General features: G+C 52.1%; 12 protein-coding genes. 7 read left to right on the forward strand and 5 right to left on the reverse strand.

Features of this window, described 5'->3' with window-relative positions:
• Positions 1-4 precede the first annotated feature (4 nt).
• The 5 genes from CIG75_RS10230 to CIG75_RS10250 all read left to right on the forward strand — a co-directional run bounded on the left by CIG75_RS10230 (position 5) and on the right by CIG75_RS10250 (position 5,551).
• Positions 5-970, forward strand: a complete 966-nt coding sequence (locus CIG75_RS10230) for a carbohydrate ABC transporter permease (protein WP_094236577.1) — start codon at positions 5-7, stop codon at positions 968-970.
• Complete coding sequence (locus tag CIG75_RS10235) at positions 967-2,133, forward strand: serine hydrolase domain-containing protein (RefSeq protein WP_094236578.1); 1,167 nt, start codon at positions 967-969, stop codon at positions 2,131-2,133. Before CIG75_RS10230 ends, CIG75_RS10235 begins: the two co-directional genes overlap by 4 nt.
• Before the next feature lie 22 nt (positions 2,134-2,155).
• A complete protein-coding gene (gene nagB, locus CIG75_RS10240) occupies positions 2,156-2,917 on the forward strand; it encodes a glucosamine-6-phosphate deaminase (protein WP_094236579.1) in 762 nt (253 codons plus the stop codon).
• Complete coding sequence (nagA, locus tag CIG75_RS10245) at positions 2,914-4,068, forward strand: N-acetylglucosamine-6-phosphate deacetylase (protein WP_094236580.1); 1,155 nt, start codon at positions 2,914-2,916, stop codon at positions 4,066-4,068. The genes nagB and nagA overlap by 4 nt, the downstream gene beginning before the upstream one ends.
• A 283-nt stretch (positions 4,069-4,351) precedes the next feature.
• The gene (locus CIG75_RS10250) at positions 4,352-5,551 is read left to right on the forward strand and encodes a LysM peptidoglycan-binding domain-containing protein (protein WP_094236581.1); all 1,200 of its coding nucleotides are present in this window, start codon (positions 4,352-4,354) and stop codon (positions 5,549-5,551) included.
• 398 nt (positions 5,552-5,949) lie between these two features.
• Here the strand turns inward: CIG75_RS10250 and CIG75_RS10260 are convergent, their stop codons facing one another.
• From CIG75_RS10260 to CIG75_RS10275, 4 genes are all read right to left on the reverse strand, one after another.
• Positions 5,950-6,912, reverse strand: a complete 963-nt coding sequence (locus tag CIG75_RS10260; RefSeq protein WP_172844447.1) for a tyrosine-type recombinase/integrase — start codon at positions 6,910-6,912, stop codon at positions 5,950-5,952.
• Between the two features lie 297 nt (positions 6,913-7,209).
• On the reverse strand, positions 7,210-8,580 hold the full coding sequence (gene murC / locus CIG75_RS10265; protein ID WP_094236584.1) for a UDP-N-acetylmuramate--L-alanine ligase: 1,371 nt from the start codon (positions 8,578-8,580) through the stop codon (positions 7,210-7,212).
• A gap of 110 nt (positions 8,581-8,690) precedes the next feature.
• The gene (locus CIG75_RS10270; protein WP_094236585.1) at positions 8,691-8,948 is read right to left on the reverse strand and encodes a hypothetical protein; all 258 of its coding nucleotides are present in this window, start codon (positions 8,946-8,948) and stop codon (positions 8,691-8,693) included.
• Positions 8,949-9,018: 70 nt separating this feature from the next.
• Positions 9,019-9,534: a DUF456 domain-containing protein gene (locus tag CIG75_RS10275; protein WP_094236586.1), complete on the reverse strand. Its 516-nt coding sequence runs from the start codon at positions 9,532-9,534 to the stop codon at positions 9,019-9,021.
• 194 nt (positions 9,535-9,728) lie between these two features.
• On the opposite strand from CIG75_RS10275, the gene CIG75_RS10280 reads away from it, so the two are divergent.
• Both CIG75_RS10280 and CIG75_RS10285 read left to right on the forward strand, forming a co-directional pair.
• A complete protein-coding gene (locus CIG75_RS10280) occupies positions 9,729-10,922 on the forward strand; it encodes a glycosyltransferase family 4 protein (protein WP_094236587.1) in 1,194 nt (397 codons plus the stop codon).
• Entirely contained in the window at positions 10,849-11,646 is a 798-nt protein-coding gene (locus CIG75_RS10285) for a HipA family kinase (protein ID WP_094236588.1), read from the forward strand. The genes CIG75_RS10280 and CIG75_RS10285 overlap by 74 nt, the downstream gene beginning before the upstream one ends.
• 121 nt (positions 11,647-11,767) lie before the next feature.
• Here the strand turns inward: CIG75_RS10285 and CIG75_RS10290 are convergent, their stop codons facing one another.
• On the reverse strand, positions 11,768-12,658 hold the full coding sequence (locus CIG75_RS10290) for a sporulation protein (RefSeq protein WP_157729500.1): 891 nt from the start codon (positions 12,656-12,658) through the stop codon (positions 11,768-11,770).
• Positions 12,659-12,660: the final 2 nt, after the last annotated feature.

The following is a 12,660-nucleotide window of genomic DNA, read 5'->3' on the forward strand; positions in this document are numbered from 1 at the left end:
AACCATGAAATTGAGACGAACATCTTCAAAGTTAATCACCTACACCGTCTTGGTGGTCTGGGCGATCATCTCCTTGCTTCCGCTGTACTGGGTATTCACGACCGCGCTTCAACTATCCGAATACCAGGATGAGACGACCGGGCAGGTCATTTCATATGTGGATTCAGAACCGCCCAAACTTTATCCGATGGGCATTCCCAAGTATTTTGAGGAATGGGGATTAGCGCGCGATGCCGAATCGGCGGGTGACATCGTGCAGGCAGAGCACCATCGCGAACGGATGAGTGCGATCGTAGCAGATACGTTCTCCGGCTTTAAAACGCTATTTGCCGGAACGAACATCTGGCGTTGGTTTTTCAACTCAGCATACATCGCGATTGTCGTCACGATCGGCATCTTGTTGCTCGACACGATGGCCGGATACGTGTTGGCGAAAAAGAACTTCCCCGGTCGTAATTTCATCTTCTGGTCGATCATCGCGACGATGATGATTCCAGGACAGATCACCTTGGTTCCTTTGTTCATGATGGTCGGGGAACTGAAATTGATGAATACGCATTGGGCGCTGATCTTGCCAGATTTGTCGATGGTCTTTGGCGTTTTCTTGATGCGACAATACATGCTGTCCGTTCCGACCGAGCTGTTGGAAGCGGCACGCATTGACGGTGCATCGGAGTGGAAGACGTTTTGGAAGATCGTCGTGCCGCTGGCGAAACCGGCGATGGCTACACTTGGCATTTTCACATTTATGAATGTGTGGAACTCGTTCTTGTGGCCGATCATCGTGCTTGACGACGCGAGCCTATACACGCTGCCTGTGGGTCTAAAAACGTTACAGGATCAGAATTTGGCCATCTTTAAGCTGCTGATGAGCGGTGCGGCCATCGCGGCCATACCGATGATCGTCGTCTTCATTGCCTTCCAACGCTACTTCATCAAAGGTCTCACCATGGGTGGTGTCAAGGAATGACGAACTTGGGCGATCGTCTGCACAGTCTTGTACGTGCAGGTATCGAACAGGGCGTTTTTCCAGGTGCAGCAGTATCGGTCAGGAAAAAGGGCCAGTTGGTGCTAAACGATACGTTCGGCCATGCGGAGATCGTGCCAAAAGTGCGGGCGATGCGGGCTGGGATGACGTTCGACATCGCGTCATTGACCAAAGTGATGGCGACGCTTCCGGCCGTGTTGCGCACAGTGCGCGCGGGAAAAGTATCGCTTGACCGTCCGATCGCCGATTATTTGCCAGAGTGGGGGGCGGAAGGGAGCAGACGCGCGGTCACACTGACCCATCTGCTCACCCACACTTCCGGTCTCCCCGCATGGCGGCCTTACTATGTCAGGTTGCACACAGCGGAAGAATATTGCCGTCAGATCTGTCGTGAGCCGCTCGAATATGAGCCATGCACACGCGTGGTTTACAGCGATCTCGGCATGCAACTTGCCGGGTTTCTCCTCGAGCGCATCTGGCAAAAGTCGCTGGTGGAGATTTGCAGCCAGTTGGTATTTGAGCCGCTCGAACTGTCAGCGACCGGATTCTACGCTCAGCACGATGTACCTGTGCCATCCACTAGCAAAGAAAGTCAGATCGGGCCCATTTTTGTTGCGACTGAGGTTGGAAATGTTTTGGAGCATGGCATGTGCATGGAGTACGCAGAAAAATGTCGTACTGGCATGTTGCCCGAGGGAGCCTTTTTCATCACCGAACAAGATATAGCTGCGCTGGCTTGGCGAACTGCGACCAGCTATGGAACTGTGAACGACGGCAATTGTTACTACGGGCTACACGGGATCAGCGGACATGCAGGGCTGTTTTCTACGGTGGAGGATGTGGCTCGTTACTTGGCAATGTGGCGCGAGGGCGGTCAGGTCGGGGGCCAAACCTACTTGGATCGCGATCTCGTCAGCCTTGTCGTCAGCAATCGGACGAAGGGGCTCAACCTTGCACGGGGTCTCGGGTTTGAGATTGCGTACAAGTCGAACGCATTTGGACATACCGGATTTACCGGAACTTCGCTTTGGTATGATCCGGAGAGCGACACGGAGGCGGTTGTTCTTACCAACCGTGTGCACCCGCAAGTCAAAGCGGGGATTGTAGATTGGCGACGCACGTTTCACAGCGTCGCGTTTGAGTGAGTAGAAAGGAGCGTGGGGCAGAGTGAAACTTTTGGTCGAGCGAGATTATGATTCGATCAGCAAGCGAGCAGCCGCGTTGGTCGCTGAACAGATTGCCAACCGACCAGATCTCGTAGTAGGTCTGGCCACTGGGAGCACGCCGCTTGGCTTATACCGTTATCTGATCGAAGAGGTGCAACAGGGCCGACTCTCGCTGGCAGCTGTCAAAACGTTCAATCTTGATGAATATCTCGGACTTGCTCCCGATCATCCGCAAAGCTATCGCAGCTTTATGGAGGAGAACCTGTTCTCCCAGATTGATGTCGTACCAGCCAATACTCACATCCCAAATGGTCAACCTGATGATATTGCGGAACACTGTGCCGCTTATGAACGGCTGATCGTTGAAACGGGAGGCATCGACATCCAAGTGCTCGGGATTGGGCGCAACGGTCATATCGGATTTAACGAACCGGGGGAGGCGTTTGGAAGACCGACCCACCTCGTCAAGTTGGCCGAAAGCACTCGCCAAGCGAACGCGCGGTTCTTCTCGCATTTGGGGGAAGTGCCGACACACGCGATTACGATGGGGCTAAAAAGCATTATGAACGCACGCCGCGTCCTTCTGCTAGCAGCAGGAGCGGACAAAAGCGAAGCCGTTTACCGCGCAGTTTGCGGTGATGTGAGTGAAGATCATCCTGCTTCGGTGCTGCAACTTCACCCCGACTGTATCTTTTTGCTGGACGAAGCGGCGGCCGCTCTTCTTCCCGCCGAGCTCCGGCAAGACAAGGGGATGAGGTGGTGAGCGACTTGATCGTACAAGGAAAATTGGTTTGCGATGACGGGGTGCTGGAAAACGGGATTCTGATCTGCGAACAGGGAAAAATCGTCTATGCCGGTCCATCCCGCGGGGAAATTCCAGATGTTGTGTGCACTACAGGATATCTCGTACCCGGCTATGTGGACATTCACATCCACGGAGCGAATGGGTATGATGTGATGGACGGCACAGCAGATGCTTTGCGCGGCGTCGCCAAGTCGCTCGCTTCCTATGGGGTCACGTCGTTTTTGGCTACGACGCTGACCGCAAGCATCGACCAACTGGTGCTCGTGCTTGATGCATGCAAACGCTGCGCAGATGACACTTTTGATGGGGCCGAACTGCTCGGGGTCCATTTGGAAGGTCCGTGGATCAATAGCAAACACAAAGGTGCGCAAAATGCCGATCATGTCATCGGCCCGACAATCGAGGATGCGAAAACGTTGCTTTCAGCAGGTGGCGGGCTCGTCAAACTGGTCACGATGGCTCCGGAAAACCAGCATGCTGACGCTGTGATCGCCTATTTGAGCGAACAGGGTGTCAAAGCTTCGGTCGGTCATTCGGATGCCACCTATGAGCAAGTCAAAGCAGCGATTCCTCACGGTTTGTCGCATGTCACGCACTGTTATAACGCGATGCGCGGCTTGCATCATCGCGAACCGGGCGTCGTCGGTGCGGCCATGTACCATGACGAACTGACCGCCGAATTGATCGCCGATGGCATCCATGTTCATCCGGTGGCGATGAGCATCTTATACCGCTTGAAGCAAAGTGATCGACTTGTGCTCGTCTCCGATAGCATGCGTGCCGTCGGTATGGAAGATGGCCGGTATGATCTTGGCGGTTTGAGCGTATACATGCAAAACGGGGAAGCTCGCTTAGCAGATGGCACGTTAGCAGGCAGCACGTTGACGCTGGAGAAAGCTGTGCAAAACATGGTCACACTCTGCGGCGTCCCATTGGCTGAAGCGGTCAAAATGGCCTCTGCAACTCCGGCTCGCGTGATCGGAGCGGGGGAGAATAAAGGCCGATTACAGGCCGGATATGATGCAGACTTCCTGTATCTTGATGAAGAACTACGCGTTGTCACGACCTATCGAGCGGGACAAAACATTTACGAACGACACTCCGGTTGAGCGGGGTGTCGTTTTTAATTTCCATAACATGTTTTATGTCATCAAGGCGAGCGCCTGCATAGGATAGCTCGAAAGAGTGAAATGTGTGATCGATTCCTTTTGCAGCCAGATGAAGGGTGGTATGGATAATGTGCGGCGGAGCGTCAGCCTAGAGCTCGACATTGTGCGCCAACACAAGTTGGCAGTCGGCCAACTCTGGCTCTTGGGGGAGGAATCGCCAGCGAAGTGGCGTGTATAACGGAAAATATGGGCTCCAATCAGTTAAGAAAATGGAGGTGGGCATGTGTCCCAGACGCAGTTAACGTATGTGATCATTCAAGCGGGCGAAACCTTGGAATCGATTGCAAACCGTTATGACACGACCGCCTGGACGATTGCCCGTCTGAATCGCATATCAAAAGAAGCGGTGCTCACGCCCGGCTCACTGCTGCATGTACCGAAAGCGCCACCGAAACGAGAACCGAAGCAAAAGCTGATTCGACCGCGGCGTCCACGCTACGCATTCGCGGTACACACCGGTCGAGAAGGTGTATATCCGGGAAGTGAGAAGACTTTAGAAAAAGTGGGGCAGGACGGCCTGACTGGGATTTTTCCGATCTGGTTTCAACCCGCTCCGCTCGAACCGTGGGATATACAGTCTTTTGTCACCCCCGATGTGGTCGAAGCGACAGTTGCTTCTGCTCACCAGCGCAATGTGCGAGTCTTTGCGATACTCACCAATTCCTATTACCAAGGTACCGTATCCAGCAAAGAAGTCGCACATCAGGTGATGGCGTATCACCCGGACCGTTTTTTGAGCAAAGTGTTGGACACGTATAGCAAATTTGGGCTGGATGGCCTATTGCTCGATTGGTTTGACCTCTATGAAGATGATCAAGATCACTTTCGCACTTTCTTGGCCAAACTGGCCGACATGTGTCAGGAATATAGATTGAAATTGGTGGTCAACGTACCGCTTTTCCCAGATCATGAGGGTGTACCTAGCGCTCCGCTCGACTTGGCGAGCGTTGGCCGACTGGCCGACTTGGTCTGTCTAATCCTCAATACTGAACATCGCATGCACACCCAGGCCGGTCCGCTGTCCTCGATTGGCTGGACGGAAATGGGTAGCCTATTTGCCTTGGAAAATGGTGTCCCGCCGCACAAACTATTGCTCGGCGTCGCAGGATATGCTTATGACTGGAAAGGACGAAACGAGGTGCCAGAATACCTTTCCTTTGAAGGAGCGATGAATAGAGCACGTCAATACAGAACGAGTGTGCAATTTGATGCCAAGAGCCAAACTCCGACCTGTCGCTATACGGACAGCAGTGGAGCCGAACATCAAATCTGGTTCGAAAACACCTCCAGCATGTCGCAAAAAATCAAGTTGATCGATCGCTTGGGGCTGGCAGGAATTACGATGTGGCGACTCGGTGTGGAAGATCCGGGACTGTGGACCCTACTGCGGTCACGCTGGAACGAAGTCAAAAAAATGAAATAGGGCGCATTGGCTCTGTGCTCGAATCGCACCGCTTATCGTGATCTAGGCAACCCTCGGGTATCCGAAATCCAATCTCGGCGGTGCTTTTTCATGTTCAAAGGAAATCAGTGGAGGGGTGGACCGAGCGATTCGAACCGGAGCAACAAGGTGATCGCATACGATGATGCCGAATGACGAGGAAAAAAAGCAAAGTGGGGTCGTTCGTTATCTAGCAGAGGGAAGCAGGCGTGTTGCTAATACAAAAAGCCGAGGTCTCGAGACGACAGACCTCAGCTTGCTCTTCACTTCAGAGGAATCCAGGGAAGTGGCGTGTATGACGGAGACTAGGATAGTTCAAAAAAGTGAAGTGTTGAGTATTCATGATTGAAACCTAGTGGACATAATATAATTATAGACTACTAAATTGATACTTGATTAATGTAGGCACCAGCGCTTTCCGAAAGTTCGCGAATATCATGGAGATAGCGTTCGGTCGTGCGTAAGCTCTCGTGTCCCATTTGACGCTGTACCTGCAAGAGCGGTGCTTCCGCCTCCAAAGAAAAAGTCGCACAAGTGTGACGCAAAATGTGCGGCGAGATGCGGCGGGAGAGTCCGGCTGCATCGGACAGGCGGTACATCATGTCGCGAATGCCGTTCTGACGGTAGCGTGTGAGACGGCGCGTAAAGATGAGCGGAGTCTTATCGCGATGATCGAGCTCTGGATTGAGCCCATTTTTGATACGGAACTCCTGTAAGAGTGCCCAAACATCAGGGCGAATCAGCACGGGGCGGTCTTTATCACCTTTCCCGCGCACCATCCAACCGATGTTGCCACGCATATCTTCATAGAGGTCGCCCCAATTGCCTTGGCACAATTCTTCGACACGAACTCCGGTCGTGATCAGCAAAACGACCATCAGATAGGCCCGGTCGAGGCGCCTGGCCGTCTCTAATAATTTTTGAGCTTCGGAAACGGAAAGCGAACGTTTATGGGTAGCGCGGATCGGAACGCGTGGGGCCGCGATCAGCACAGAAGGATTTCTGACCATGTATCCAAGTCGGTGAGCGAAGAGAAAAAGGGAACGCATCACGTTGATCATTCTCTGCTGCGTTGCGGACGCATAGTGTTGCAGGCTATAGCAATATTCAACCAATTGCACATAGGTCACTTGGGCGAGGGGAGTGCCATCGATAAATTTTAGAAAAGCCTCCAGGTCATGATGATAAGCTTTTCGTGTCATCTTCGACCATTGTTTAGGACGGGGACGATTCAGGAAGAGGGTAATCAAATGTTCATCGTGCAAGATCCCCATCTCCTGTGCCATGCTAGGAACCTGCGCACCGATCACAGTAGGCAGATTGCGCGTATCATCATTCATCATTACCATTCCTTTCTATGTCAAATCTCTATGTTCTTATTATAGCGATAACAGGTTATTATCGCCATACTCTATAGAAATATTGTTTTTCAAGACCAATCCTGCACTAAAAGTGGATTCGATTTGCATTGGTTTACATAAATCATCTAACTCTATGAAAAAACATCCCTTCTATTTCCCTCTGTAAGCCTCTTATTTTACGAGTTAGTATCCTAGGTACCCTCAAGCCTAAAGCCCCATAGGGAGCGGATTTGGGGGGATAAACAAAAAGGCCGCCCAAAGAGGCGGCCTTTTCTTCATTTATTCCGATTTTGATTCCAAAAGCAGGGAAAGTGAGTCTTCTCCGATCCCTCGGACGTTTCCCGCCCCCATCGTCAGCACGATGCCTTGCTGATCCTTCGCATACTGGCGCAAATAGTGACTGCCCTGTTGAAAGTCCTCGACGAAGGTCACCGTCTTGCCGCGTTCGCGAATCGCATCGGCCAACTGTTCGGACAGCTGATCTCCGGGGTCCGCTTCGCGGGCCGAAGAGAAAAGTTTGACGAGGAGGACCTCATCAGACAGCGTCAACGAGTCGGCAAACTCTTGCAGAAATTTTTTTGTCCGTGAATAGGTGTGCGGTTGAAAGACGGTGATCAGACGATCTTCGGGGAATGAGTTCTTCACCGCGCGCAGCGTGGTTTGTATTTCGCTTGGATGGTGTGCATAATCATCGTAAAAGTCCATCTGACCTAGCCGACCGAGATAGTCAAAGCGACGGTAAACACCTTGAAAGTCTTGCAACGATGCCCGCACCATTTCAAAAGGAATATTCAGATGCCGGGCGAGTGCGATCGTTGCCAGAGCATTCAGTACATTGTGTTGCCCAAGTGAGCGGAACTGCACCGTTCCCAGTGGTACGCTCTTTTCCCACACATCAAAGCGTAGTACACCCCGCGTTTCTTGAATGTTGGTCGCGTAAATGTCATTGCTCGGATGAAGGCCAAAATAGACCACTTTCGCATGGGTCGTCAGCATCCGGCAGCGCCGATCATCCCCACAGGCGATCAACAGCCCATCGAACGGCAATTTGTCGGCCAACTGTTGAAACGCTTGGTGTACATCGTCGTGATCTTTGAAATAGTCGGGATGATCGAAGTCAATGTTGTTGACAATCAAAATTTGCGGCGAGTAGTTGAGAAAATTACGCTTGTATTCACATGCTTCCGCGATGAGCATTCCTGCGCCATAACGCGCATTGCTACCGATGTTATAGTTTTTGCTACCGATCACCACCATCGGGTCCATCTCATTGTGGGTGAGCAGCGCGCCGATCATCGAAGTTGTCGTCGTCTTGCCGTGCGTACCGGAAATTAATACGGCAGGCCGTTCCATCGTGATCCGACCGAGCATTTCTGGATAGGTGAAAACGGGAATTCCGAGCTCCAGCGCCCGTTTGATTTCGACATGCTCATGATTGTATGCAGAAGAGTGAACGACCACGTCCGCGTGTTCAACTTTTTCAGGAGACGGTAAGCCGATATATGTGATTCCCGCTTTCGAGAGCAGTTCGTCCGTAAAAAACACTTCCTGACTGTCCGATCCGGACACCTCATATCCCATCCGAGCGTACAACTGCGCCAATGCGCTCATTCCAGTCCCTTTAATGCCTACAAAATGAATTTTTTTCATCGCTTTGCACCCTTTCTTCTAAAGGAGCGAGCTCCTGCGAATGGTGAGATGGGGGAGTGGTCTTACATAGTACGCACAACGCCCAAACGATGTGCCTTTGGCGTCAGAAGTCACTCCTGATCAGGTGTGGCGTGGCGACCAAGGGGTGGATGCAACACCGCTTCGACAAAAGTGCGGCGCTCCGTTTCGGAGTTGATTAATTTGCGTATGTAATCGGCACTGCTCATATTGAGCCGCACATTATAATTTCGTTCATACAAGTTCTTAAAATGGGGGTCGTTCATCAGTTCTTGCCACCAAGTCGTTTCATAAAGATCTTCTGCCGCATCTCGGTGCTCTCTCGCTTCGTACCAAAAACCCATACCCATAAATAAAGGCCCTCCTTTTCTTGGTACTATTCCCAAGATCGAGGAGGGCAAACCGTTAAACGGTCGTTTTTTAGAAAATGGCCATATAAAACCAAGCGATCTGAATGCCGACGAGCAGCACCTTCAAAAACGTGCCAGCCAAAAAGCTGAGCGCTGAGCCGAAACCAACTTTTATCACTTCATCGCGCTTGCGGCGCATGTACATCTCACCTAACATCGCGCCAACGATCGCACCCAGCAATGGGCCGAAGATCAATGCGAGCGGGCCCAAGAACGAGATGAGAAAAGGTAGAACGAACATCCCGATCGTACCACCGATCATTCCTGCCTTCGAGCCGCCCATCTTCTTGATCCCAAGGATTTGCGCCACGTTGTCGCTGATCATGCCCACGATGATCAGCACCGATTGACCCAACCAAAAGCCCCAGGAAAGGTCTGAAAAATCAACGATCCAACCGTAGATCAACGCACCTGGAATGACCAGCAACGCACCGCCCGGAAAAATCGGAACGAGCGTTGTGAACAAGGCGGCCAGCATAAAGAGCGTTGCGATGAGAACGGCGAGAATCTGCAAGGCAATATCCAACCAAGATCCACTCCTTTTTTTAAATACAACTAGTAGTACGGTCTGCCCGACTAAAAGATGCAGATTCGCCTATTTCAAGAGCCGTCCATCCCAATTCGGCGTCTCTATCCATAACATAATAGGAAATGCACGGAAAGGCAACCACAAAACACATGATGCCTTTGGAAATGAACCAATAAAGGAGAGGAGTACAGATGCGGCTTTTGGTGATGAGCAATGAATTTCGCCCGTTCATTATCGGTGGGCTGGGCATCGTCGCCACCGAGTTGACCAACGCGCTGGCTCAGGATAAAACTTGTCAAATTACCGTGCTGACCAAGGGGCCAAAGCGCTACGGACAGGTCAGATCGTTGGACAATCTAAAAGTGGTACGCTTGCCCCAGCAATCATCCTATACATCTCGCACACATTTTTTTCCCGAGCCTCTTGAACAATGGCTTCTTCAACAACCTGATGACCCACCCGAACTGCTGCATGTGCACAGCGTGCAGTGTTTAGAACTCGCACTGCGCTGTAGAGCGAGATGGAACATTCCACTGGTCTACACCTGCCATTCGCTTGTCCTTCATGAAAAAGCGAATGCGGAACGAGAACTGGTCGTCGCACGGCAGGAACGTTTGCTGGTCGAAGCGGACAGCATCACCGTCCCCAGCCTCTGGTTGCAGGAGGAGATCGAGCACAAGTATCCCAGATGTCAGGGCAAGATCACGATCATCCCAAACGGAGTGACACTGCATAACGCCGCCTCGCGACCAATCAATCATCCGCTCTTGTTCGTCGGTCGGCTGATACCAGTCAAAGGGATTGAAGAGTTACTGCATGCGATCGCCCTGTTGCGAGCAGAAGATCCGCACGTGAAGCTGTCCGTGATCGGTACGGGAACTGAACGCTACACGAAACATCTGCATAAGCTGTGTGAAGATCTCGGGCTGAGCGATTCGGTGCGCTGGCTCGGACATCGCTCACACCAAGAGGTGCATCGTGCCTACACAGCTGCCGGCGCAGTACTTGTGCCTAGCCGCTCCGAGTCATTCGGACTGACAGCACTTGAAGCTTTGGCCGCAGGAGCACCGCTTGTCGCCACCCAAAGCGGCGGCCTGTCGCACTACATCGATGAAAAAGTGGCCTCCGTGCTTTCCGATATATCACCACAAACGATCGCTGCAGGGATACGATCGATGTGGCAAGATCCGGAACGCACAGCACGTCGAACAGCGGAAGGACTGAAGTTGGCGGCACGCTTTAGTTGGGCAGAGATTGCTTTCCGATACGGAGCGCTTTTTCAAGCGTTGATTGCGGAAAGGGGGGGCAAGAATGCAAAAACACCATTGGAAACTCGAACGGCCTTGGAAAGAGAAACGCCAAGGACAAGTTTGGGTGGTGCGTGACGAAGCGGATACGCGCGGCTACTTTAAGTTCGCCACCAAAGAGCAATGGTACTTCGCCGGCCCGATGATCGCCAATGAAATCATTGCGGCTGCGCTCGCCAAACGCCTCGGATTTCCTGTCTGTGAATTAGAAATGGCGATCGTCTGGGGCCCAACCGGCATCCCTCAAGAAGGGATCGTCTCCCTGCAGGTCGATGCCGAAGAAGTGATCACGTGGCGGGAAGCAGATCCGGCAGTCAAACTCGCACCTGAACAACACATCGAGCAATTTGACCTGCTCGCCCAAATGGTCGTCTTTGATGCATGGATTGCCAATATCGACCGCGCCAAGGGTAAAAACTTGATCCTCTACCGCAATGCCCCAGACGAACCGTATAAATGGTACCTGATCGATCATGGTCTGACTTTGTACGGATCACCGCGCAAATGGAAGCGCGGGCCTTGGAATTCCCCGCTTTGGGAGCAGATCTGGCGCTTCTACAACGTGCCACAGGGGTTGCTCGCCGCTCAATCGGACAAAGCGCGTCTGGAGCCGATGATACAAAAAATCGAAAACCTGCGCGTTTCCGATATCGACGCTGCCGTTCGTTCCGCCCCACGCCGACACTTGCAACTCCGCGATCGGCAGTTCATCAAGCGGTTGTTGTTGTATCGACAGAAACGACTGCGTACCATGATCGATCGCTGGCTGGCCCATCCGGGGGAAAAAGAGTGCAATACCTAAAAACCGCTCCGAACTTAAGAGGTTTTTACTGATAGGTAAGAAAGCGCTTTACGCACGATGTCTAGTTGATTGCGTTGTGATGACCCCTATACAAAAGACCAGGGAGGATGCCCTGGTCTTTTTATGATTCGTCACCCGATTTGCCGCCAAACAGCAAGTCACCGATCGCATATCCGGCGATACCACCTGCGATCGCACCGCCAACCCCGTGGCTACGACCGCTATGCTTCGGTTTGTTGCGCACTCTTGGCAAGGTCGGGTAGCGGTTGGGCTTCGGATTGTTCAGTTCGGACTCCAGTGCCTTATGGATTGTATTTAATGTAGCTTCTGGATCTCTCAAGGTGTCAAAGGACAAGCGCAACGTGAAATGTGACTCGTCAAGATCGAGTTTGTCGGCCAGCGCGCCCAGCAGCCCTTTGACTTTTTTATCAAGTTCGATGTGGAGCACCAGACCGCGATCTTCGGTGATGTAGACAACTTCCAATTCATCGATGCGGCCCGCAAACGGGCCTTGTACCGGACGATATTCGAATTCTTGGTAATGGCCGTTGAAAACGCCCGACTCCTGCTTGTCTCGGAAGCCGAGCGCATGCAACGCGTTTTGTGCCGTTGCGGTCGAGGGGCGGGGGAGTAGAATAAATTCATCAAAATCGTGTGTGTCCAGCGCTTGCGGTATGTCGAGGCGAGTATGATAAGTATAGCGCACATAATGGGTTGACTGCGGAAGTTCCGGCAGTTGATGCCGAAACGGGAACTCAAGTTTCTCACCAGCTCTCACCTGCAAGCCCTGGGCTACTGTCACCGACTGAATCCTGCTGCGGGCGGTACGGTCATCAAGTCGAGCTTCCAACAGAAAATCGACATGGATCGCGTCAATCTTCTGATCGACATTGCCGCCTTCGACCAGAATTTTCCCGCTTACTTCCTCACCAATCCGACCACGGGAATCATCGAGTACGAGGTTGACCGTAGCAGCACCGATCCAAATTTTAGAAAGAAACTTTTTAATCAACA

The sequence above is a fragment of the Tumebacillus algifaecis genome, assembly GCF_002243515.1.
Classification (GTDB): domain Bacteria; phylum Bacillota; class Bacilli; order Tumebacillales; family Tumebacillaceae; genus Tumebacillus_A; species Tumebacillus_A algifaecis.